The organism is Klebsiella aerogenes KCTC 2190, assembly GCF_000215745.1.
Taxonomy (GTDB): domain Bacteria; phylum Pseudomonadota; class Gammaproteobacteria; order Enterobacterales; family Enterobacteriaceae; genus Klebsiella; species Klebsiella aerogenes.
The window spans coordinates 5,046,523-5,070,186 of the sequence record NC_015663.1; the positions used below are offsets into that span (position 1 = coordinate 5,046,523).

Sequence of the window (23,664 nt, forward strand, 5' to 3'; positions counted from 1 at the left end):
GGCGCCCGGTCGCGGGAGTTTTCCCTCTCTGCTAGTAGGCTTCCGGCAATGGTCGGTCGATAGAAACCAGTTTGCCGCGCTTCATCGTGATATAGCCCCCGGCTTTCAGATCCGCCAGCACCCGAAAAACATGCGTGCGCGACAGATTAGTACGCTTAATAATAAACAGCGCCAGGCCTTCGTTTTCCCCCTGATGGGTACTCTGGCGATAAAGATAACGAAACAGCATCGGCCTGATGGTCTGATAGCTGGTCATCTGTCGGCGTTCGTTATGAAGATCGATAGTAAAGATCGACATATAGGTCAGAATGGTCGCCAGCTCCTGCACGCGTTCAGGGCCGCCGTGTAAAAAGATTTGGTCAAAGACATCATAAGTGACTTTAACCAGCTTCACCGCTGCGCTACCGATATATTCAAACTTCGCCAGCGGGCAGTACCTTTCCATAAGCCCTATCGGCATATACTCAATGGAATTACCAATATGAAGGCCACTATCCGGCATTAATATTGACAGCGAACCTTCAGTGCAAAAATAAATATATCCTGGCTGAATTGCTAATTTTTTATTAGCCGCAACCGTCAGGGCTTCCCCTTGCGCAATTATTTGCGGAAAAAAGGCATCAATGTTGAGTTGCTGATAATAGCTATGGATATCCTGAAAATTCACGCTATGCCCCTTGCTGCGCAGTCTGCTGTGGTATCGAGTATAGCAGCGAAGTGATAGCAGATTCGAGGGTGATTATTTCTTTGATAATGACCAGTCCCATATGGGACTATCAACGCAAAGTATTCGCTTTAAAATGGCCAGTAATTAGTCCGCATTTGAATTATCCGCTGATATTAAACATTGATAGCGGAACAAATAATCTAAGAGGCCATGCAATGAAATTAAATCAGATCGCTAAACATCTGGCTCTGGCCGGTGTTTTAACTTCGCTGTCGCTTTCCGCCTTCGCTGCCGCCCAGCAGCAGGACGCCACCCCGGCAACTCAGCAGGCAAATAACGCGCTGTACAACAAACTGCCGTTTGCCGATAAAACTGATTTCGATAACGCGCATAAAGGTTTTATCGCCGCGCTGCCGCAGACCATGATTAAAGGCGAGCAAGGCAACGTTATCTGGAACCCGGCAAAATATGACTTCGTCAAAGAAGGTGAAAAAGCCCCGGATACCGTTAACCCGAGCCTGTGGCGCCAGTCACAGCTGATTAATATCGGCGGCCTGTTTAAAGTCACCGACGGTGTTTATCAGATCCGTAATCTCGATCTCTCCAACATGACCATCATCGAAGGCGAGAAAGGGATCACCGTTATCGACCCGCTGCTGAGCGCCGAGCCGGCGAAAGAAGCGATGGATCTCTACTACGCCAACCGCGGTAAAAAGCCGGTTGTCGCCGTCCTGTTCACCCACAGCCATGTTGACCACTACGGCGGCATCCGCGGCGTGGTTGATGAAGCCGACGTGAAGGCTGGCAAAGTAAAAATCTACGCCCCGGCCGGATTCATGGAAGAAGCGGTTTCCGAGAACATTATGGCCGGTACCGCGATGAGTCGTCGCGCCAGCTATATGTACGGCAACCTGCTGAAGCCTGACGCCAAAGGCCAGGTCGGCGCTGGTCTTGGCACCACCACCTCTGCGGGTACCGTGACGCTGCTCCAGCCGACCAACTACATCACTAAAACCGGCCAGCAGGAAGTGATTGATGGCCTGACCTACGACTTCATGATGGCACCAGGTTCCGAAGCACCGTCGGAAATGCTGTGGTATGTCAAAGAGAAGAAAATGATTGAAGCGGCAGAGGATGTTACCCATACCCTGCACAACACTTACTCGCTACGCGGCGCGAAGATCCGCGATCCGCTGGCCTGGTCAAAATATATTAACGCCGCTATCGACCGCTGGGGCAACGATGCTGAAGTCATTATCGCTCAGCACCACTGGCCAACCTGGGGTAATGACAACATTATCAAGCTGATGAAAGGTCAGCGCGACATGTATCGCTACATCAACGACCAGACCCTGCGTATGGCCAACGAAGGCCTGACCCGCGATGAAATCGCCGCTAACTTCAAGCTACCGGAATCGCTGGAAAAACAGTGGTCGAGCCGCGGTTATTACGGCTCCGTCAGCCACGATGTGAAAGCGACGTACGTTTACTACCTCGGCTGGTTCGATGGCAACCCGGCGACCCTCGACGAGCTGCCGCCGCAACAGGCTGCGAAGAAGTTCGTTGAATACATGGGCGGCGCCGATGCCATCATGCAGAAAGCCAAAGCCGACTATCAGCAGGGGAACTACCGCTGGGTGGCGCAGGTGACCAGTAAAATCGTCTTCGCCGACCCGCAGAATGCCGATGCGCGTAACCTCGAAGCGGATGCCCTGGAGCAGTTAGGCTACCAGGCGGAAGCCGGTACCTGGCGCAACTTCTACCTGACCGGCGCGCAGGAACTGCGTAACGGCGTACAGAAGCTCCCGACGCCTAACACCGCCAGCCCGGATACCGTTCGTGCAATGACTCCGGAGATGTTCTTCGACTACCTGGGCGTACATATCAACGGCCAGAAAGCCGGCGCGGCAAAAGCGGTCTTCAACATCGATCTTGGTAAAGATGGCGGTAAGTACAAGCTGGAGCTGGAAAATGGCGTGCTTAACCACACCGCTAATGCGGTAGCAGACAACGCTGACGCCAGTATTACTCTGAACCGCGATACCCTGAACAAGATCATTTTGAAACAGGAAACGCTGAAGCAGGCTGAAGATAAGGGCGACGTCAAGATTAGCGGCAATGGCGCTAAGCTCGATGAAATGCTGAGCTACATGGACAAATTTGAATTCTGGTTCAACATTGTCACCCCGTAAGCGATAATCGCTGAATCTCCCTCGCGCCCTTTCTGGCCGCGGGGGATTTTTTTATCCATTCGCCTCGCATGTTCTGATTTGCGTTCCCCTCGCCGCAGGCCCAAAATGAGTTCAGGACTGTTTTATTGCGCGGAGGTATATATGACCGTTTATCACCATGCGCTGGTACTGATTAATAGCAGCCTTGATGGTGTTCCGTTGCTACAACACGCCGCCAGGATGGCGCAGGAAAACGGGATGCGGATTACCATCGCCCACATCAGCACCGACTACCGGGCGCTTAATTACGTGTCCGACAGCCTGCAGAATGATGAAGTATCGCAAGAGGTCATTCAGGCCAAAGCCCTGCTCAACGAGCTGGCGACGACCGTCGCCCTGCCGGTACAGACGCTATCGCTGGTGACGACCCGCCGTTTTGCTGATGTCGAAGAGTGCGTACAACAACGCCATATCGATTTAATTATCGCCGGACACCATAACCGGCTGCTGGGGGTGCTGTCCTCGCACTCGCTGGAGTACATCAACCATTTGACGGTGGACGTACTGATAAAACACCTGCCCTAGCGCAATGCGGACTGTAACAGAGAAAAACACTCTTCGATTAACGGTGCAAGCGCCTGCGGCCCACGCATCAGGGCCACCGTCCGCGTGAGCGCCGGCTGCTGCAGTTGCGCCACCTTTAACGCCGGATCGTGCAAATAGGTCGTATACAGCGCCGGGAGAATGGCCACCGCCAGCCGCGAACGTACCAGCCCATAAAGGGTTTCGATATAGTCTACCTGGTAACGCGTCGTTAAGGTCAAACGCTGGCTTTCCACCAGCGCCGCCACCAGCCGCTGAATATTCCCCTTTGAGAAAACGGCAATATCACGGCCTACCAACTGCTTCCACGGTAAATTTGGCTGCGCAGCGAGCGGATCGTCGCGGTGCAGTACCACCACGAACGGATCCTCGCGTAGCGGATAAACCAGTAGCTCAGCTGGTAGCGAACTGTCGATCGCGCCGATACCAAAATCAATCTCACCGCTTTGCAGCGCCCGCATTAACGCATCGTTGGTCTGGTCATGAAATTCGATGCGCAGACGCGGAAAGGCCTGCGCCAGGGTTTGCGGCAGCAGCGGAAACAGCAGTGAGCTCACCGACGGCACCAGCCCGATACGCACCGTGCCATCGCCGCCCGCTTCCACGATCTGTTGCATATCAAAAAAAGATGCCTGGGCCACGCTCAGTATCCGCTGGGCATGGGGTAAAATCGCCGCCCCCAGTTCCGTCAGGGTGACCGCCGAAGCGGTACGATTGACCAGCTTGCCGCCGATCACACTTTCAATCTGCCGCAGCGCGCTGCTGAGCGCCGGTTGGCTAATCGCCAGCAGATTGGCGGTATCGGTAAAATGGCGCAACTGAGCCAGGGTCACAAAATACTGCAGTTGCTTCAGTGAGAGCGCGGGCAAACGTTGCCAGGGTTCGTTCATTGTCAGGTTCGCTACCAATGGTCTTACAGAATAACCCGAGCTTATCGGGCGATAAATTTATTCATCTGGGCAAACGTTTGCTGTGCCCATAGAGTATCCGCATTATCCTTGTGGTGGAGTTGTTATGTCCAGCAATGCTGAAGTCCGTCGTCGCGCCGTGCAGGCCGCACGCGGCGAATCCCCGTTTGATTTGTTGCTCGTCGATGCGCAGATCGTCGATATGGCCACTGGCGAAATCCGCGACGCTGACGTCGGCATCGTTGGGGAAATGATTGCCAGCGTGCATCCGCGCGGCAGCCGCACCGACGCCCATGAAGTGCGCTCGCTGCAGGGCGGCTATCTGTCGCCTGGCTTGATGGACACCCACGTACACCTTGAAAGTTCGCATCTACCGCCCGAGCGCTACGCCGAAATCGTCCTGACGCAGGGTACCACCGCGGTGTTCTGGGACCCGCATGAACTGGCCAACGTGCTCGGCGTCGATGGCGTGCGCTACGCGGTTGATGCCAGCCGCCACCTGCCGCTACAGGTGATGGTGGCCGCGCCATCCAGCGTCCCCTCTACGCCAGGTCTCGAAATGTCCGGCGCTGATTTCGCCGGCGCTGAAATGGAAACCATGCTCGGCTGGCCGGAAGTACGCGGTGTGGCGGAAGTGATGGACATGCATGGCGTGCTGAACGGCAGCGAACGGATGCAGGAGATTGTCCAGGCCGGGCTTAACAGCGGCAAACTGATTGAGGGCCATGCCCGTGGGCTCAGCGGCGCCGATTTACAGGCGTATCTCGCCGCCGGCGTCACCTCCGATCACGAACTGACTTCAGCGGCCGATGCGCTGGAAAAACTGCGCGCCGGGCTGACTATCGAAATTCGCGGCTCGCACCCCTACCTGCTGCCCGACATCGTTGCGGCGTTAAAAACGCTGCCGCATCTCTCTTCGCAAATCACCGTCTGCACCGATGACGTACCGCCGGATATGCTGCTGGAGAAAGGCGGCGTTATCGCCCTGCTCAACCTGCTGATTGCACACGGTTTGCCAACGGTCGATGTGCTGCGTTTCGCCACCCTCAATGCCGCTATTCGCCTGCAGCGCAACGATCTTGGGCTAATTGCCGCGGGGCGACGCGCGGATTTGGTGGTGTTTGATTCGCTGGAGAAACTCGAGGCTCAGGAGGTCTATGTCGGCGGCAAACTTATCGCTCGTAACGGCCGCCTGCTAACCCCCATTGCCGCCGCGCCCGGCGTGACGCCACCGCGTGATACCTTGCAGTTAGCCCCCCTCGATGCAGAAGATTTTGTTCTGCGAATTAAGGGCATTCGCCATGGCGTCGCCCGCCTGCGCCACATCAGCGGCGCGCGCTTCACGAAATGGGGTGAAGTAGAAGTACAGATCCGCGACGGCGAAGTACAACTGCCCGCGGGCTTTAGCCTGATTTGGGTGAAACACCGCCATGGCCGCCATCAGGCATCGCCGCAAATCGCCCTGCTCGAAGGCTGGGGCGAGCTGCGCGGCGCCATTGCCACCAGCTACTCGCATGACTCACATAACCTGGTGGTGCTCGGGCGCGCTGCGAATGATATGGCGCTGGCGGCAAATCAGTTGATCGCTTCCGGCGGCGGAATGGCGCTGGCGCAACAGGGCGAGATCCTGGCCCATGTGGCGATGCCGATTGCCGGCATGCTCTCCGATCTTCCCGCCGCCGAGCTGGCGCGGCAGTTCCGCGAGCTGCGAGATTTAAGCAGTAAAGTCGCCGACTGGGAGCCGCCATACCGGGTATTTAAAGCGATTGAAGGCACCTGCCTCGCCTGTAATGCCGGGCCGCATCTAACCGATTTGGGTCTCACCGACGGCGGCAGTCGCCAGATAGTTGACCCGTTGATAGCCTGCCGGGAGACTCCGGCGCCCACTCATCACAACAATAATCCTCAGGGAGCCTGAGCATGGCCGATAACACACTTCATACTTCTGCCCGTAGCCACTGGCTGGAGCGCCGCTTTGCGCTGCACTCACGGGGCGGTTCGCTACGCACCGAATGCCTGGCCGGGATCACCGGCTTTCTCGCCGCCGCCTATTTACTGGTGGTCATTCCAGGGCTGCTGGCGATTGGCGGAATGGATAAAGGCGCCGCCACCACCGGCACCATCCTGGTCTTTGTCGCTGGTTCGTTATTAATGGCGTTTTATGCCAACCTGCCGTTTATCGTCGGTCCGGGCATTGGCGGCTCGGTACTGGTGGGGGTGACGCTGGCGGGCAGCGAAGGTATCGGCTGGCAGATTGGCCTCGGGATTGCCTGCTGGTCGGGGATCCTCTTCTTCCTGTTGACCCAATTCGGCCTGCGCGAAGTGGTCACCCGCTCGGTACCGCAATCAATTAAGCTGGGGCTGACGGCCTCGATCGGGTTATTCGTCGCGGTTCTCGGCTTTCGCAATGCCGGGCTGGTGCTGGCGAATGCCAAAACCAACGCCCTGATGCTCGGTGATTTTCTTGCCCCCGGCGCGCTGGTGGCGCTGTGCGGCCTGTTTCTGGCAATAGCGCTACAGGCGCGTAAAGTGCCAGGCGCGATATTGTGGGCTATTCTTTTCGCCACCCTGGTGGGTATTCCATTCGGCGTGACAAAGCTACCGGACAGCTTTATTGATGTTCCTCACTCGCTGGCTCCGGTGTTCGGGCAAATCGATCTGTTGGGGGCATTAAATATCGCCTTCCTGCCGTTCCTGTTCGTCTTTTTCGCGTCCGAGTTTTTCTCGACCATGGGTACGACCCTGGCGGTCGGCGGCGAGGCGGGCTTACTGGATGAAGAAGGCAACATGCCGCAGATTAATCGCCCGTTTATGGTCGATTCGATTGCCGCCGCGCTGGGCCCGTGGGTCGGTATTCCGGCGGCTACGGCGCTGATTGAATCATCCGCGGCAGCGGAAGCCGGCGGCAAGACCGGCCTCACCGCGCTGGCGGCGGCGGTGATGTTCCTGCTGATGTTGCTGTTTACGCCGGTGGCGCTCATGATCCCTAAAGAGGCCACCGCGCCGGCGTTAATTTTGATAGGCCTGAACATGTTTAGCGGCCTGCGCAAAGTCGATCTGGGGAACTTTACCGACGGACTGCCGGTGTTAATGATGGTGATGATTACGCTAATCGCCAACAGCTTCGGCACCGGTATTGCCGGCGGACTGCTGTTTTACATTGTCATCAAAGCGATCGCCGGCAAGTGGCGTGAAATTCCGATTGGCCTGTGGGTGCTGGCGATCCCGCTAATCTATTACTTCGCGACCTTAGTTAAGCACTAAGCGCTTCACAATGTGATTTCACCTCTTGATATAACAAACGCACCGCGGCAGAGAGCTGTTTGCGGTGCGGACAAATCATGTTCAGCGGCGTTAAATCGCCCTGAAAGTCCGGCAGCAACCGCACCAGACGCCCTTCCCGCAGGTCGTCGCTGACATCAAGAAACGATTTATAAGCGATCCCCTCCCCGGCTACCGCCAGCCGACGGATCACCTCCGCATCATCGCTCATAATCGCGCCGTTCATCTCCACGGTATGCACTTCATTACCTGAAATCAGCGGCCAGCGGTCAAAAGGGCGGCCGCGTAATACGTACAACAGCGCGCTGTGCCGGGATAACTCCTCCAGACTACTGATTTGACCGTGGCGGGCAACCCACTGCGGTGAAGCCACCAACACCCGACGGTTTTCCGGCGCGACGGGCAGCGAGATAAACGAAGCGTCTTCGTGGTAGCCGTAGCGAAAAGCGACATCCACCGGATCTTTAAACACGTCGGTCAGATGATCGGAAAAGTGCAGCCGCAGGCGCAACGCCGGGTGACGTTCGCGAAAAGCGCAAAACACCTTGAGCAGCAGGTTACGTCCAAGATCGGATGGCACGGCGATTTGCAGCGTGCCGCGGACTTCATCCCCCGGCGCCTGAATTTTCTGTAACCCGGCCTGTAGGGTATCAAGCATCTGGGTGGCGTAGGGCAGCCAGGTTTCGCCCTCCGGGGTCAGGCGCAGGCTACGGGTCGAACGAGCAAAAAGGCGAATGTTGAGCGTCGTCTCCAGGCGTTTTATCGCCGCGCTGACCTGCGCTGGCTGCTGCCCCGCTTCTCGTGCCGCCTCGCTAAAACTGCCTAACGCCGCCGCGCGGACAAATAAGGTCAGATCTTCCAGCCTGAACATGCCAAGTCTCCCCTGCTTCAGAATGCTCCCAAAATAGCGATTTACCGCCTAACAACGCAAGCGGGTCAAGACTTCAGCCGTGTTTTGCTTACACTTTTTAAAAAACCAGTGCTTGCCATTTCAGCAGCGCTTCAGGAATGATACGAGGCTGCTATTTTGAGTCCAGGTAATATTGAGGAAAATATGCGTAAAACAAAAATGATGCTTCTGGGCGTACTTCTTGCCAGCGCCAGCGCAAGCTGGGCGGCGCCGGCCTCCGGGATTGAACAGTATGCGATGAAAGAATTCACCGCTGATTTTACCCAATTTCATATTGGCGATACCGTGCCGGCGATGTACCTCACTCCAGAGTACAACATCAAACAGTGGCAATTGCGTAACCTGCCCGCGCCGGATGCCGGCAGTCACTGGACCTATATGGGCGGCAACTACGTTCTGATCACCGACACCGAAGGCAAGATCCTGAAAGTGTATGACGGCGAGATCTTCTATCATCGCTAAGTCCTCGACGCAGGCGCAATTGCGCATTCGCCCCGGTCGCGCCAGCGACTACCCTCGCCTGCGTCAGCTGTTTCTTGACGCGCGTCTTGCCTCATGGACATGGCTTAACGGCGATCAATGGCGGCTGGAAGATTTTGATGCCGTGGTGCAAGACGAACAGCTATGGGTCGCCGAATGCGGCGATGTGCTGGCAGGATTCGCCTCGGTGTGGGTTATCGACAACTTCCTGCATAACCTGTTTGTGGATCCGCAGTGGCAGGGAAAAGGCGTCGGTAGCCTGCTGCTGGAACAGGTTCAGCGCTCATTCAAGCGCAGTGGTACGCTGAAGTGTCTGTCGCGAAATGAAAACGCCCTGCGCTTCTACCAGCATCACGGCTGGAAACTCGAAGCCCAGGGCGCGTCTCCTGACGGAGATTATTGGCTGATGCGTTACACCCAGCCTTAAACGGCGCGGAAGGCGATCTCGCTCGGGATAACCTCGCCCTGCCAGTACATCTGCGCCGCCACGCGTCCCGCCAGCTGGCGATAGATATCGGTAAACTCGCTTTCCGGACGCGCAATAACCGTCGGTGTACCTTTATCCAGATCTTCACGCAGCGTGATATGCAATGGCAACTGGCCTAGCAACTGAGTGTGGTACTTCGCCGCCAGCTTCTCGGCGCCGCCAGTGCCAAAGATAGGTTCGTGGTGGCCACAGTTGCTGCAGATATGCATGCTCATGTTTTCCACGATGCCTACGACCGGCACTTCTACTTTCTCAAACATCACGATGCCTTTTTTGGCGTCGATCAGCGCGATGTCCTGCGGCGTCGTCACCACCACCGCGCCGGTTACCGGAATGTTCTGCGCCAGGGTCAGCTGGATGTCGCCCGTTCCCGGCGGCATATCCAGCACCAGGTAATCCAGATCCGGCCACAGCGTCTCCTGCAGCATCTGCATCAGCGCCTTGCTGGCCATCGGGCCGCGCCACACCATGGCGTTGTCATCGGTCACCAGATATCCGATGGAGTTCGTCGCCAGGCCATACTTCATAATCGGCGCCATATGAGTGCCGTCCGGCGATGTCGGGCGGCTGTCTTCCGCACCAAGCATGGTCGGAATCGACGGGCCATAGATGTCGGCATCAAGGATACCCACTTTGGCCCCTTCCGCCGCCAGCGCCAGCGCGAGGTTGACGGCGGTAGAGGATTTTCCCACCCCGCCTTTACCGGAACTGACGGCGATGATGTTTTTCACGCCATTAATACCCGGCTGGTTTTTCACCCGCTTCAGGGTGGCGATACTGTGAGAGAGCTTCCAGTCGATGGCTTTCGCGCCGGTGATACGCAGCAGCTCGGCGCTGCATTGCTCCTTCAACGCCTCAAACGCGCGGGTCCAGACGAACGGCATTTGGATCTCGATATGCACGGTATCGTCAAGCCAGGCGACATGGTGCAGCGCCTTTAGCGTGGTGAGGTTATGTTTCAGGGTTGGGTGCTGGAAATTAGCCAGAGTCCCGGCGACCATCGCGCGTAGACGTTCGGGGGATTTGGCCTGGGATTGCGAACTCATCCCGACTCCTTTGTTATTGTGAGTTGATTCTTGTCCGTTAAGTTTACCTGAAAGGGAATAATTCCCCCACAATAAGCTTTGGGCTTACCAAATTATTGCCTTTCAGGTAACATCAAAAGCCCTTTTTACAACAGAAGATGTAATGCCCACTATGACTCAAGTCGCGAAAAAAATTCTGGTAACGTGCGCGCTGCCGTACGCCAACGGCTCTATCCACCTCGGCCACATGCTGGAGCACATCCAGGCTGATGTCTGGGTCCGTTACCAGCGAATGCGCGGCCACGAAGTCAACTTCATCTGCGCCGACGACGCTCACGGCACCCCGATTATGCTGAAAGCGCAGCAGCTTGGCATCACTCCGGAGCAGATGATTGGCGAAATGAGTCAGGAGCATCAGACCGATTTTGCCGGTTTCGATATCAGCTACGACAACTACCACTCGACGCACAGCGACGAGAACCGCGAGCTGTCGGAGCTTATCTATACCCGTCTGAAAGAAAACGGTTTTATTAAAAACCGCACCATCTCTCAACTCTACGACCCGGAAAAGGGCATGTTCCTGCCGGACCGTTTCGTCAAAGGCACCTGTCCGAAGTGTAAATCTCCGGACCAGTATGGCGATAACTGCGAAGTCTGCGGCGCCACCTACAGCCCGACTGAACTCATCGACCCGAAATCCGTGGTGTCCGGCGCGACGCCGGTGATGCGTGAATCTGAGCACTTCTTCTTCGACCTGCCGTCCTTTAGCGAAATGCTGCAGGCGTGGACCCGCAGCGGTGCGCTGCAGGAGCAGGTGGCGAACAAAATGCAGGAGTGGTTCGAATCCGGCCTGCAACAGTGGGATATTTCCCGTGACGCGCCGTACTTTGGCTTTGAAATTCCCAACGCGCCGGGCAAATACTTCTACGTCTGGCTGGATGCGCCGATCGGTTACATGGGTTCCTTTAAGAATCTGTGCGACAAACGCGGCGACACCACCAGCTTCGATGAATACTGGAAGAAAGATTCCAGTGCCGAGCTGTATCACTTCATCGGTAAAGATATCGTGTACTTCCACAGCCTGTTCTGGCCGGCCATGCTGGAAGGCAGCAACTTCCGTAAGCCGACCAACCTGTTCGTTCACGGCTATGTCACGGTAAACGGCGCCAAGATGTCTAAATCACGCGGTACCTTTATCAAAGCCAGCACCTGGCTGAACCATTTCGACGCCGACAGCCTGCGCTACTACTACACCGCTAAGCTCTCTTCGCGCATTGATGATATCGACCTGAACCTGGAAGACTTTATCCAGCGCGTTAACGCCGATATCGTTAACAAAGTGGTGAACCTGGCTTCGCGTAACGCCGGCTTTATCAATAAGCGCTTCGACGGTATGCTCTCCGCCGAACTGGCTGACCCGGCGCTATATAAAACCTTCACCGATGCGGCTGCCGCTATCGGCGAAGCGTGGGAAAGCCGCGAGTTCGGTAAAGCCATCCGCGAAATTATGGCGCTGGCCGACGTCGCTAACCGCTATGTTGACGAGCAGGCGCCGTGGGTGGTGGCAAAACAGGAAGGCCGCGACGCCGACCTGCAGGCAATCTGCACCATGGGGCTGAACATGTTCCGCGTGCTGATGACCTGGCTGAAGCCGGTTCTGCCGGGGCTGAGCGCGCGTGCTGAAGCGTTCCTCAACACCGAGCTGAGCTGGGACGCCATCCAGCAGCCGCTGCTGGCGCACAAGGTTAACGCCTTCAAAGCGCTGTACAACCGCATTGAGATGAAACAGGTCGAAGCGCTGGTTGAAGCCTCTAAAGAAGAAGTGAAAGCCGCCGCCGCGCCGGTGACTGGCCCGCTGGCCGATGATCCGATCCAGGAAACTATCGCCTTTGACGATTTCGCCAAGGTGGATATGCGTATCGCGCTGATTGAAAACGCCGAGTTCGTCGACGGTTCCGATAAGCTGCTGCGCTTGACTCTCGATCTCGGCGGCGAGAAGCGTAACGTCTTCTCCGGCATCCGCTCCGCCTACCCGGACCCGCAGGCGCTCATTGGCCGCCTGACGGTGATGGTCGCCAACCTGGCGCCGCGTAAAATGCGCTTCGGCATCTCCGAAGGGATGGTGATGGCCGCCGGCCCTGGCGGGAAAGATATCTTCCTGTTAAGCCCTGACAGCGGCGCACAGCCGGGTCAGCAGGTTAAATAACCTCCGTAAAAGCGCTGCTCCGGCAGCGCTTTTTTATTCCCTTCACGCCTTCTGTTGCGACAACGCGCAATAGCCATAATAATCATTACTGTCTGCTCCTCTCTGGACGCGCAATACCACTCAACATAGGGAATCGTGATGAAATTTAACCGCAAGATGGCTGGCGTGCTGGCCGTATCTGTTCTGCTGGCGGCCCTCGCCGGCTGCGATAATAAAAAAGAAGAGAGTAAAACCTTTGCGCTGAATACCAACGGCGTCGAACTCAGCTTTACCTACCACTATGACGGCGACAAAGTATTGCGTCAGGATGCCGACAACACCATTCCCTATAAATCGATCGGCGCCGAAAATAAAGAACAGGCGCGGGCCATTATTGAGCCGATTAGCAGCGTGTATCGTAATCTACAGGGCGTAGAACAGACCATCGACTATAAAGATTCCTATGCGCTTGAGCATCTGACCGTGGATTTTAGCAAAGCGAAAATCAGCGAGCTGTGCAAACTGCCGGGCTCGATGTTCACCGACTGCTCACAGCAGTTTGTTTCACTATCGGTGTCAACTAAATTGCTGGAATCGCAGGGTTTTAAAGAGGTGAAGAAGTAAAGAGGTGCAGGGCCCGGGCGCAGGCCCGGGTCAAGTCAGGCGCTTAGCCTTTGGCGTGCTCGCGTTCGGTAAGACCGCGCAGGAAATAGCGCAAAAACTGATCGCCGCATTCGCGGTAGTTTTTGTGGTCCGGCGCGCGCATCATGGCCGTGATTTCCGGCATCGACACGCGGAATTTTTGCTGAGTCAGGATCGCCAGAATATCGTCGGTCTTCAGCGAGAAAGCGATACGCAATTTTTTCAGTACGATATTGTTATTCACCCGGCGTTCAACCGCCAGCGGCGGCGCCGATTCGTCTTTGCCGCGTTTGTCGTAAATCAGGCCATTGAGAAAATTCGACAGCACGACATCCGGGCAGCGCGCAAACCCTTCTTCGTCTTCTTTTTTCAGCCAGGGTACCAGTTGTTCCGCACTCACCGGCGCATCCGCCAGCGCAAAGATGCGTACCAGACCGTTATTATTCGTTTTCAGGGTGTAGCGCAGGCTACGTAAAATATCGTTACTGATCATAATGCCTTCATGATGAAAAATGCTGGCGCTAAGTCTACCATGATTCCACGTTTTTACAGCCCAATCGCCTCCTTCAGGCTTTTCAGATAGCGGCGGCTGACCGGCACCGTTTGCCCGGCGCGCATTAACAATTCCGCCTGCCCATTCTCCTCAAGGCGGATCTCCTTCAAATGCGCCATGTTAACGAGATATTGACGGTGGCAGCGCAACAGCGGCGTACGGCTTTCCAGCGTACGCAAAGTCAGTTCGGTAAACCCTTCTTTGCCTTCGCTATCGGTGACGTAAATCCCGCTCATCCGGCTACTCACAAAAGCCACATCTTCCATCTGCAGCAACCAGATGCGGCTGTGACCGGTGCAGGGAATGTACTTCAGCGCCTGCCGGGCATCATCCAACAGGGATACATCCTGCAGGCTGCGCTCCTGGCGCAGGCGGCTCAGGGTTTTCTCCAGCCGGGCGTTTTCGATCGGCTTGAGCAGATAATCAAAGGCGTGCTCTTCAAAGGCCTTCACCGCATATTCATCGAAGGCGGTTAAAAAGACGATATAGGGGCGATGCTCTGGATCGAGCATGCCAACCATCTCCAACCCACTGATGCGCGGCATTTGAATGTCCAGAAACAGCACGTCGGGACGCAGCTTATGCACCGCGCCAATCGCCTCGACGGCGTTGCCGCATTCGCCGACGATATCAATATCGCTTTGCGCCTCCAGCAGAATACGCAGGTTTTCCCGCGCCAGCGGCTCATCATCGACGATTAAAACTTTTAGCATGCATTCTCCTCCACAGGCAGTCGCAGCGTAATGCGGGTAAAATGCTCCGCTTCGCAAGCGACGCTAATTCCGCAGTCGGCGCCAAAGCGCGTACGCAGTCTTCTGTCCACCAGGCTCATTCCGAGCCCGCTGGCATTGGGGTTATCCCGGTAAAGTCCGGCATTATCTTCCACATCCAGCTGTAACCAACGCTCATGCTGACTGGCGCGAATGGTAATTTCACCCACGCCAAGATGCTGAGAAGTGCCGTGTTTGATCGCGTTTTCGACTATCGGCTGTAACGTAAACGCCGGTAACTGCAGATGTTCAAGCGATGCAGGAACCTGCATACGTATCTGTAAATTATCCTGGAATCGCGCCTTCTCAATTTGCAGATAGGCATTCACATGTTCAATTTCGTCCGCCAGGGTGACGATCTCCGTTGGTCGCTTCAGATTTTTGCGAAAGAAGGTTGATAGATACTGCACCAGTTGTCCGGCCTGATCGCTATCGCGGCGAATCACTGCCTTCAGCGTGTTCAGGGCGTTGAACAAAAAGTGCGGGTTGACCTGGGCATGTAGCAGCTTAATTTCCGACTGGGTCAGTAACGCCTTCTGCCGTTCATACTGACCGGCAAGGATCTGCGCCGACAGTAGCTGGGCGATCCCCTCCCCCAGCGTACGGTTAATCGAGCTGAACAAGCGGTTTTTCGCTTCATATAGCTTAATGGTGCCAATAACCCGTTGATTCTCACCGCGCAGCGGAATGACCAGCGTCGAGCCCAGTTTGCATCCAGGGTGAATTGAACAGCGGTACGGCACCTCGTTGCCGTCGGCATAAACCACTTCGCCGGTATCAATCGCCCTTTGCGTATAGGATGATGAGATCGGCTTACCTGGTAGATGGTGGTCATCGCCGATGCCGGTAAACGCCAGCAGCCGCTCGCGGTCGGTAATGGCTACAGCGCCGATATCCAGTTCCTGAATCAGCACCTGAGCCACCTTCATACTATTCTCTTCGTTGAATCCCTGACGCAGGATCCCCTCGGTAGAGGCCGCCACTTTCAGCGCGGTGGCAGAAAAAGCCGAGGTGTATTTTTCAAACATCGCCCGCTTATCCAGCAGAATACGCATAAACAGCGCGGCGCCGACGGTGTTAGTGACCATCATCGGCGCGGCGATACTCTGTACCAGGTGCAGCGCATCCTGAAAGGGTCGCGCAATGAGCAGGATTATCAGCATCTGTACCAGTTCAGCGAAAAAGGTAATCGCCCCGGCGGTAAGCGGGCTGAACACTTTATCCGGGCGACCGCGCCTAATTAAGATACTGTGCACCAGGCCACCGAGCAGACCTTCGACAATGGTCGACACCATACAGCTTAACGCCGTCATACCGCCCAGCGAATAACGATGCAAGCCCCCGGTCAGGCCGACCAACCCGCCGACCACCGGACCGCCGAGCAGGCCGCCCATCACTGCGCCAATAGCGCGGGTATTTGCAATAGAATCTTCGATATGCAGACCGAAATAGGTCCCCATAATGCAAAAAATCGAGAAGGTGACATAGCACAGCAACTTATGCGGCAAACGCACGGTGACCTGCATCAGGGGAATGAACAGCCGCGTTTTACTCATCAGCCAGGCGATGACCAAAAACACGCACATCTGCTGGAGCAGCAGCAATACCAGATCGAACTCGTACATACCCGCAAACCACACAACCTTTGAAAGCGCGTAACATACACTGACCGCCGATAACTTTCTTTGAAGCGATACAAGAAAATGCTAAATCACGGCGACGATCACACTTCTCACCGTCTCGTCGCGGCCAAAAAGAACAAAAAATGAACAATTGATAAACCCCTTCTACGGTTAAATCAGGAGAACACGGCGGGAGGGGAAAATGGCGCTGTATACGATAGGCGAAGTGGCTCAGCTTTGTGATATCAATCCCGTGACGCTGCGAGCCTGGCAGCGACGTTATGAACTTATTAAACCGCAGCGCACCGATGGCGGTCATCGATTATTCAATGACAATGAAATTGAGCGTATTCGCGAAATTAAGCGCTGGATTGATGCCGGCGTACAGGTCAGCAAGGTAAAAAATCTGTTGCCTGACCGCGAAGAGGATGCTGAAGACGGCTGGCGCGAACAGCAGGAGATATTGCTCGGTTTTCTACAAGAAGGTCATTACCAACGCTTGCGCCTATGGCTAAAAGAGCGCAGCCACAGCTATTCCGCGCAAACGCTGGTCCATTACCTGATTAATCCGCTCCGCCACCGCCTGTTAAGCCCGCAGCCAACGCTACTGGCGCTGCGCAGCCTGCTCGACGGCATCTTGATCAATCATATCGCCCAATGTCTCGCCCATGCCTGGAAACGCCCCGGCCATCACGCGGTGGTGGTTGGCTGGAATACCGATGACACCACCCGACTGTGGCTGGAGGGCTGGAAAGCCTGCGAGCAAGGTTGGCGGGTCGACGTTGTCGCACATTCCCTGAACCAGATCCGTCCGCAACTGTTTCCCGACAGCACCCTACTGGTGTGGTGCCCCACACCGCCAGGTAGTCCACAGGCAGCACAGCTTCGCGATTGGGAACAGCGGGAAAACCTGATCTGGCTAAATAGCAATTAATGTTTCGTTAACACCAGCGCTTCACCGTATAATCCCTCCGTTAACAAAAGGAGCCTATCATGAAGCCTGCGAAAATCGCGGTCATTACCCTCTTCTTATGCATGGCCATCGGCGGGATCGGCGGCGTGATGCTAGCGGGTTACTCGTTTATTGTTCGCGGTGGTGTCGGCTGACCCACTGGTTTAGCCGTTCGAAAAAGCGATCGATGATGATCGCCGCCAGCGCCACCAGCAGCGCCCCCTGCAGCACGTAAGCGGTATTAAAGCCGCTGAGGCCGATAATAATTGGCGTGCCGAGCGTGTTGGCGCCCACCGTTGAGGCAATGGTTGCCGTACCAATATTGACGATGGCCGAAGTGCGGATCCCGGCCAGCATGACCGGGGCCGCCAGCGGCAGCTCCACTTTGCACAACCGCTGCCAGCCGCTCATCCCCATCCCCTCGGCAATGTTCAATACCCCAGGCGATATCGAACTTAATCCAGCCAACGTCCCCTGCAGCACGGGCAATATTCCGTACAGCGCCAGCGCGATAAGCGCCGGTTGCCAGCCGAAGCCCATCACCGGTACCGCAATCGCCAGTACCGCCACCGGCGGAAATGTCTGTCCCATGGCGGCAATGGTCTCCACCAGTGGACGAAACTCTCGTCCGGCGGGCCGGGTGACGATAACCCCGGCCCCGATACCGATAACCGTTGCGACAAGGCTTGATAACGCCACCAGCCAAAAATGCGCCAGCGTCAGCGCCAGAAAACTCTCCTGCTGATAAACCGGGCGCGGCAGTTCCGGAAATAGCCAGCTAAACAGCGGCGCGCTATGGGGCAACACCAGCAGCAGCGCGATAAACAGCGCCACCAACCACAGCAGCGGATCGCGAAGCGCCTTCACGCCCCACCTCCATCACGTAACAAATCAGCAAAGTGCAACGTACCGCACGCTTCGCCCTGTTCATCAACCACCGGCAAAACGTCGCGACGGTGAGCGACAAACTGCGACAACGCCTCGCGCAACGTCATTGAGACGTTTAGCGCATCGCCCGCCAGCCGCTCATCCCGGCGTAAATAATCCCCGACGCCGCGTAGCGAGAGCAGCCGCACCCCTAGTTCACTGCGGCCAAAGAAGGTTTCGACAAAGGCGTTCTTTGGCTCCAGCAACATCTGTAACGGCTCTCCCTGCTGCACCACTTCGCCGCCGTCCATCAGCACCAGATGATCCGCCAGGCGTAGCGCTTCATCGATATCATGGGTGACGAGCACAATCGTGCGCCCAAACAGACGATGAATGCGCAACATCTCCTGCTGCAGCGCTTCGCGGGTCACCGGATCCAGCGCGCCGAACGGCTCATCCATTAACAGCACCTCCGGGTTGGCCGCCAGCGCCCGCGCCACGCCGACGCGCTGCTGCTGGCCCCCGGAAAGCTGATGCGGGTAGCGATCGCGTAGTAGAGGCTCCAGGCCTAATAACGCCATCAATTCATCAACCCGCTCGGTAATTTTTGCGCGCGGCCACTTTTGCAACTGCGGCACGGTGGCGATATTTTGCGCCACCGTCCAGTGTGGAAACAGGCCAATTGACTGAATGGCGTACCCCATACGGCGGCGCAGCGCCAGCAATGGCTGTCGACGGATATCCTCGCCGGCGAAGCGTATCACTCCGCTATCCTGTTCCACCAGTTGGTTAATCATCTTCAGGGTGGTTGATTTTCCGGAGCCGGAAGTACCAATCAGCACCGAAAACGCCCCCTCGCGCAGATGCAGGTTGAGATCTTTCACCGCGGGTTGCCCGGCAAAGGCTTTATTCACCCCGTCGAACTCAATCATGCGTTTCTCCTTTTAGTAACGCGCTCCACAGTGCAAACACGGCATCCACGACTACCGCCAACGCAATCGTCGGAATGACGCCCAGCAGCACCAAATCCAGCGCGCTGCTGAGGAGCCCCTGAAACACCAAAGCGCCGAAGCCGCCCGCGCCTATCAACGCCGCTACCACCGCCATACCGACAGTCTGTACGCTGACCACCCGCAGGCTGCGCAACAGGACCGGCAGCGCCAACGGTAACTGAACCTGGCGAAAACGCTGGGAGCCGTTCATTCCCATTGCGGTTGCGCTTTCCAGCGCCTCGCGTGGTACCTGTTGCAGCCCGGTCACCACCCCGCGTACCAGCGGCAATAACGCATATAGCACCAGTGCGATTAGCGCCGGCGCCAGGCCGGTTCCGGAAATGCCAATTTTGCCCAGTAGCGGAAAATGGCGCGTCAACCCGGCCAACGGCGCGATCAACAAACCGAAGAGCGCCACCGAAGGAATAGTTTGAATCACATTAAGGAAGGTAAATACTGGCGCCTGCCAGTGCGGTCGCCGCCAGAGGGCGAAGCCTATCGATAGACCCAATAATAATCCGGGCAGCAACGTCCCGAACAACAACCACAGGTGCTGACGCAGCGCGTCATTAAAGACATCCTCACGGTTAGCATATTCTTTCAGCAAAGAGAGTTGATCGAGCGCCCCATGCCACAGCAGCAGGCACGGTAGCAGCCAAAGCTGCGCATTCAGTAGCCAACGCCATAAAGCGTGCGGAGTCAGGCGGCGGATAGTATCGCTGGCGAGTAGCAGACATAGCGCCAGCGAAAGCCATAATCCGCTTCCGGGAGAGGTACGCGCCAGCGGGGAGCCCTGTTGCACCAGCTGTAGCGCGATGTCTCCGGCGCCCCACATTAGTAGTGGCAGGAGCAAATCGGCAATAAGCAGGCTACCGAGCAGCGCCAGACGGCCTGGGATCCAGCACAATAACAACAGCAGCAGCGCGCCCGCCAGCTGCGCCGCCGCCAGCCACGGCATCTGCGTCCATAGCCAGCGCGCTTCACCGGAAAGCAGACGATTAGGGGCATAAGTGACGAATGGCAGCGCCGTCACGGCCAACAGCAGTAGCGTGAGCAGCAGCGCCACGCGGTTATAACAACGAATAGTCACTCGTATTTACTTCAGCAGCCCTTTTTGTTGCAGGTAATCGGCGGCTACGCTCTTCGCGTCTCGCCCTTCAACGGCAATGCTGGCGTTTAATTTCTGCAACGTTTTTTCATCGAGGCTGGCAAACACCGGTTCCAGCCACTGCGCCATCTGCGGATACGCCTTCAGCACCGCTTCACGCACAACCGGCGTCGGGGCGTAAATAGGCTGTACGCCTTTTGGATCGCTCAGGGTTTGCAGCCCCAAAGCCGCTACCGGGCCATCGGTGCCATAGGCCATCGCCGCGTTTACGCCGGAGGTTTGCTGCGCCGCCGCTTTAATGGTCACCGCGGTATCGCCGCCCGCCAGCGACAACAGCTGATTCTGATTGAGCTTAAAGCCATAGGCTTTTTCGAACGCCGGGAGAGCATCGGCGCGCTCGATAAACTCCGCGGAAGCCGCCAGTTTAAAATCGCCGCCCTTCTGTAGATAGGCGCTAAGATCGGCCAATGAAGCAAGATGATTTTGCTCCGCCACTTCCTGTCGCACCGCGATAGTCCAGGTATTATTGGCGGGAGCTGGGGTCAGCCAGATCAGCTTGTTTTTTTCCGCGTCCAGCTTTTTAACTTTTTCATAGCCCTGTTTGGCGTTTTTCCACGCCGGGTCATTTTCATCTTTAAAGAAGAAAGCCCCGTTGCCGGTGTATTCCGGATAGATATCCAGCTCACCGGCGGTAATCGCTCCGCGAACCACCGGCGTGGTGCCAAGCTGGACTTTATTGACCGTTTTCACGCCGTGGCTTTCCAGTACCTGCAAAATGATATTGCCGAGCAGCGCCCCTTCCGTATCGATTTTCGAACCCACTTTCACCGGTTCCGCCGCCTGCAGCGGCAGGCTGACCAGCGCCACTAGCGCCAACGCGCCTGACCATTTCGTTGCCATCATCCTGCTTCCTTCTCTTCTTTTGCGCTCCGTTTACAGAAGCTTAAGAGAAAAGCGTAGTCCATTTGGCCGGCGAACGAAAAAAAAAGGCCGATTAATCGGCCTTTCAGGAGTAATACCCGGTTTATCCCCTTTCACAGGGCTATCGATTACAGCAACTCAAATTCGCTCTGCTTAACGCGGGCGGAATCCACCCCAATAAAGACGTTGAATTTGCCCGGTTCAGCAACGTATTTCATCTGCTGGTTCCAGAATTTCAGCGCTTCAACATCAATCGGGAAGCTGACGGTTTGCGTCTCGCCCGGCTTGAGATTCACCTTCTTAAAGCCGCGCAGCATTTTCACCGGGCGGCTCATCGACGCGGTCACGTCCTGCAAATAAAGCTGGATCACCGTCGCCCCTTCGCGCTTGCCGGTGTTGGTCACCTGCACGCTGGCGGTCACGCTGCCGTCGCGCGGCATCGTTGGCGCCGACATTTTAACATCCGAAACGCTGAAGGTGGTGTAGCTCAGGCCATAACCAAATGGATACAGCGGGCCATTCGCTTGATCAAAATAACGCGAGGTGTATTTATTGGGCTTTTCCGGATTATACGGACGGCCGGTATTCAGATGGCTGTAGTAGGTCGGGATCTGCCCCACCGAACGTGGGAAAGACATCGGCAGCTTACCGGAAGGGTTGTAATCGCCAAACAGCACATCGGCGATTGCATGGCCGCCTTCAGTACCGGCAAACCAGGTCTCCAGCAGCGCATCCGCCTGCTGATCCTCTTTCACCAGCGCCAGCGGACGCCCGTTCATCAGCACCAGCACCAGCGGCTTACCGGTCGCTTTCAGCGCGCTAATCAGATCGCGTTGGCTTTGCGGCAGGGTGATATCGGTCCGGCTGGAAGCCTCATGCGCCATGCCCTGCGCTTCACCCACTACCGCAACAACCACGTCGGACTGTTTCGCCGCCGCCACGGCTTCATCGATCATCTCCTGCGGCGAGCGCGGATCGACCTGCACCGCTTTCTCATACAGGTTAAGGAAATCGACAATGCCTTTATCGTCGGTAACGTTAGCGCCTTTGGCATAAATCACTTTGCCTTTATCGCCCAGCGCTTCTTTAATGCCGGTCAGCACGGTGACCGACTGATCGGCCACGCCCGCCGCCGACCAGCTGCCCATCATGTCGCGCTTGCTATCCGCCAGCGCGCCTACTACGGCGATCGTGCCGGATTTTTTCAGCGGCAGCGTATCGAGACGATTTTTCAGCAGCACCAGGCTTTCTCGCGCCACTTCACGCGCCTCTTTACGATGCAGACGGCTTTCGGCGTTGGTGTCCTGTGGGTCGGATGCTTTCGGCCCCAGATGGCTGTACGGATCGTTGAACAGCCCCATATCATACTTGACGTTGAGCACGTGGCGGGTAGCGTCATCCAGTTCGGCCATCGTCACCTTACCGGATTTCACCAGCCCCGGCAGATATTTGCTGTAGTACTCATCGCTCATGCTCATGTTGATACCGGACTTCAGCGCGACGCGCACCGCGTCTTCCGGGTCGGAGGCGACACCGTGTTTAATCAGCTCTTTGATGGCGCCATGGTCGGAAACGGTGATGCCTTTAAAGCCCCACTGGTCGCGCAGGACGTCTTTCAGCAGCCAGGAATCGGAAGTGGCCGGGGTACCGTTGAGCGAGTTTAGCGCCACCATCACCGCGCCGCTGCCGGCATCGAGACCGGCTTTATACGGCGGCATGTAGTCGTTGAACAGGCGCTGCGGGCTCATATCGACGGTGTTGTACTCTTTGCCGCCTTCAACTGCGCCGTAGGCGGCGAAGTGTTTAACACTGGTCATCACCGAATAGCGGTCTGCCGGGCTCTTACCCTGCATCGACTCCACCATCGCTTTACCCATCACGGTGGTCAGGTAAGTATCCTCGCCAAAACCTTCGGAGGCGCGGCCCCAGCGCGGGTCGCGAGAGACGTCGACCATCGGCGCCCAGGTCATATTGAGACCATCGTCAGCCGCTTCGTAGGCCGAGATACGCCCGACGGTATTCACCGCGTCGAGATTAAAAGAGGAGGCCAGGCCGAGGCTTATCGGAAAGACGGTACGCTGGCCGTGCAGCACATCGTAGGCGAAAAACAGCGGGATCTTCAGGCGGCTTAGCTGCATCACCTGATCCTGCATCACGCGGATATCAGGCCGGGTCACGGTATTAAAAATCGCCCCTACCTGACCGTCTTTGATCATTTCCCGGATCGCCTCTTTCGGGTTATCCGGACCGACGCTGATTAGGCGCAGCTGACCGATTTTTTCATCGACCGTCATTTTTTTCAGCAGTTCGCTAACAAACGCATCTCGCGCCTCAGGCGTCAGCGGATGGTTACCAAACAGTTCATCCGCCAGCGCGGGTTGCAGCGCCAGGCTCACGGCGACGCCAACAGTACACAACCATTTCATTATTATGTATCCCTCTTTGATTCGGTGCTAATAGCCCAGCGAAAACGCAGCAAAAACCGCAGTTTGCCATATATATAAACAACGCGCCCGTAG

The 23,664-nt window shown here is 56.5% G+C and carries 21 protein-coding genes and 1 pseudogene; 10 read left to right on the forward strand and 12 right to left on the reverse strand.

Annotated elements, in window-relative coordinates; genetic code table 11:
- Window positions 1-31: 31 nt before the first annotated feature.
- Window positions 32-667 (reverse strand): helix-turn-helix domain-containing protein, encoded by a 636-nt coding sequence (locus EAE_RS23925; RefSeq protein WP_015365760.1) that lies wholly within the window; start codon window positions 665-667, stop codon window positions 32-34.
- A gap of 215 nt (window positions 668-882) precedes the next feature.
- On the opposite strand from EAE_RS23925, the gene EAE_RS23930 reads away from it, so the two are divergent.
- Window positions 883-2,859 (forward strand): alkyl/aryl-sulfatase, encoded by a 1,977-nt coding sequence (locus tag EAE_RS23930; RefSeq protein ID WP_015365759.1) that lies wholly within the window; start codon window positions 883-885, stop codon window positions 2,857-2,859.
- Window positions 2,860-3,000: 141 nt separating this feature from the next.
- On the forward strand, window positions 3,001-3,423 hold the full coding sequence (locus EAE_RS23935) for a universal stress protein (RefSeq protein ID WP_015365758.1): 423 nt from the start codon (window positions 3,001-3,003) through the stop codon (window positions 3,421-3,423).
- Here the strand turns inward: EAE_RS23935 and EAE_RS23940 are convergent.
- Window positions 3,420-4,331 carry a LysR family transcriptional regulator gene (locus EAE_RS23940; RefSeq protein WP_015706083.1) on the reverse strand — a complete coding sequence of 304 codons (912 nt, stop codon included), beginning with the start codon at window positions 4,329-4,331 and terminating at the stop codon, window positions 3,420-3,422. The two genes, EAE_RS23935 and EAE_RS23940, sit on opposite strands and share 4 nt — an antisense overlap.
- Before the next feature lie 124 nt (window positions 4,332-4,455).
- Here EAE_RS23940 and EAE_RS23945 point away from each other — a divergent pair, with 124 nt between their 5' ends.
- Window positions 4,456-6,267, forward strand: a complete 1,812-nt coding sequence (locus tag EAE_RS23945; protein ID WP_015706084.1) for an adenine deaminase — start codon at window positions 4,456-4,458, stop codon at window positions 6,265-6,267.
- 2 nt (window positions 6,268-6,269) lie between these two features.
- Window positions 6,270-7,613, forward strand: a complete 1,344-nt coding sequence (locus EAE_RS23950; RefSeq protein ID WP_015365755.1) for an NCS2 family permease — start codon at window positions 6,270-6,272, stop codon at window positions 7,611-7,613.
- On the opposite strand, the gene EAE_RS23955 is transcribed toward EAE_RS23950, so the two are convergent.
- A complete protein-coding gene (locus tag EAE_RS23955; protein ID WP_015365754.1) occupies window positions 7,603-8,502 on the reverse strand; it encodes a LysR family transcriptional regulator in 900 nt (299 codons plus the stop codon). The two genes, EAE_RS23950 and EAE_RS23955, sit on opposite strands and share 11 nt — an antisense overlap.
- Window positions 8,503-8,685: 183 nt before the next feature.
- On the opposite strand from EAE_RS23955, the gene EAE_RS23960 reads away from it, so the two are divergent.
- Both EAE_RS23960 and EAE_RS23965 read left to right on the forward strand, forming a co-directional pair.
- Window positions 8,686-9,003: an RcnB family protein gene (locus tag EAE_RS23960; RefSeq protein ID WP_015365753.1), complete on the forward strand. Its 318-nt coding sequence runs from the start codon at window positions 8,686-8,688 to the stop codon at window positions 9,001-9,003.
- Window positions 8,996-9,448 (forward strand): GNAT family N-acetyltransferase, encoded by a 453-nt coding sequence (locus EAE_RS23965; RefSeq protein WP_032715595.1) that lies wholly within the window; start codon window positions 8,996-8,998, stop codon window positions 9,446-9,448. The genes EAE_RS23960 and EAE_RS23965 overlap by 8 nt, the downstream gene beginning before the upstream one ends.
- On the opposite strand, the gene apbC is transcribed toward EAE_RS23965, so the two are convergent.
- A complete protein-coding gene (apbC, locus tag EAE_RS23970; protein ID WP_015365751.1) occupies window positions 9,445-10,554 on the reverse strand; it encodes an iron-sulfur cluster carrier protein ApbC in 1,110 nt (369 codons plus the stop codon). The two genes, EAE_RS23965 and apbC, sit on opposite strands and share 4 nt — an antisense overlap.
- A gap of 151 nt (window positions 10,555-10,705) precedes the next feature.
- Here apbC and metG point away from each other — a divergent pair, with 151 nt between their 5' ends.
- Both metG and EAE_RS23980 read left to right on the forward strand, forming a co-directional pair.
- A complete protein-coding gene (gene metG / locus EAE_RS23975) occupies window positions 10,706-12,739 on the forward strand; it encodes a methionine--tRNA ligase (protein WP_015706086.1) in 2,034 nt (677 codons plus the stop codon).
- A 138-nt stretch (window positions 12,740-12,877) separates the two neighbouring features.
- Complete coding sequence (locus EAE_RS23980) at window positions 12,878-13,342, forward strand: YehR family lipoprotein (protein ID WP_015365748.1); 465 nt, start codon at window positions 12,878-12,880, stop codon at window positions 13,340-13,342.
- A gap of 43 nt (window positions 13,343-13,385) precedes the next feature.
- Here the strand turns inward: EAE_RS23980 and EAE_RS23985 are convergent, their stop codons facing one another.
- From EAE_RS23985 to EAE_RS23995, 3 genes are read right to left on the reverse strand one after another with little or no spacing between them, the layout of a single operon-like run.
- Window positions 13,386-13,853, reverse strand: coding sequence for a YehS family protein (locus EAE_RS23985; protein WP_015706088.1), 468 nt, complete (start codon window positions 13,851-13,853; stop codon window positions 13,386-13,388).
- A 53-nt stretch (window positions 13,854-13,906) separates the two neighbouring features.
- Complete coding sequence (gene btsR / locus EAE_RS23990) at window positions 13,907-14,626, reverse strand: two-component system response regulator BtsR (protein ID WP_015365746.1); 720 nt, start codon at window positions 14,624-14,626, stop codon at window positions 13,907-13,909.
- Window positions 14,620-16,308, reverse strand: a complete 1,689-nt coding sequence (locus EAE_RS23995; RefSeq protein WP_015706089.1) for a sensor histidine kinase — start codon at window positions 16,306-16,308, stop codon at window positions 14,620-14,622. The genes btsR and EAE_RS23995 overlap by 7 nt, the downstream gene beginning before the upstream one ends.
- A 199-nt stretch (window positions 16,309-16,507) precedes the next feature.
- Here EAE_RS23995 and EAE_RS24000 point away from each other — a divergent pair, with 199 nt between their 5' ends.
- Both EAE_RS24000 and EAE_RS24005 read left to right on the forward strand, forming a co-directional pair.
- Window positions 16,508-17,239, forward strand: a complete 732-nt coding sequence (locus EAE_RS24000; RefSeq protein WP_015365744.1) for a MerR family transcriptional regulator — start codon at window positions 16,508-16,510, stop codon at window positions 17,237-17,239.
- A gap of 59 nt (window positions 17,240-17,298) precedes the next feature.
- A complete protein-coding gene (locus tag EAE_RS24005; protein ID WP_015365743.1) occupies window positions 17,299-17,412 on the forward strand; it encodes a protein YohO in 114 nt (37 codons plus the stop codon).
- Here EAE_RS24005 and EAE_RS24010 read toward each other — a convergent pair.
- The 5 genes and pseudogenes from EAE_RS24010 to bglX form a co-directional block, all read right to left on the reverse strand.
- Entirely contained in the window at window positions 17,387-18,124 is a 738-nt protein-coding gene (locus tag EAE_RS24010; protein WP_015706090.1) for an ABC transporter permease, read from the reverse strand. The genes EAE_RS24005 and EAE_RS24010 overlap by 26 nt on opposite strands.
- Window positions 18,111-19,056, reverse strand: a pseudogene (locus tag EAE_RS24015) (ABC transporter ATP-binding protein); the annotation flags it as partial. The pseudogene EAE_RS24015 and the gene EAE_RS24010, both read right to left, overlap by 14 nt.
- The gene (locus tag EAE_RS24020) at window positions 19,049-20,206 is read right to left on the reverse strand and encodes an ABC transporter permease (RefSeq protein WP_015706092.1); all 1,158 of its coding nucleotides are present in this window, start codon (window positions 20,204-20,206) and stop codon (window positions 19,049-19,051) included. The pseudogene EAE_RS24015 and the gene EAE_RS24020, both read right to left, overlap by 8 nt.
- Window positions 20,207-20,212: 6 nt before the next feature.
- Window positions 20,213-21,127, reverse strand: coding sequence for a glycine betaine ABC transporter substrate-binding protein OsmF (osmF, locus tag EAE_RS24025; RefSeq protein ID WP_015365739.1), 915 nt, complete (start codon window positions 21,125-21,127; stop codon window positions 20,213-20,215).
- A 146-nt stretch (window positions 21,128-21,273) separates the two neighbouring features.
- Complete coding sequence (bglX, locus tag EAE_RS24030; protein WP_015706093.1) at window positions 21,274-23,571, reverse strand: beta-glucosidase BglX; 2,298 nt, start codon at window positions 23,569-23,571, stop codon at window positions 21,274-21,276.
- Between the last annotated feature and the right edge of the window lie 93 nt (window positions 23,572-23,664).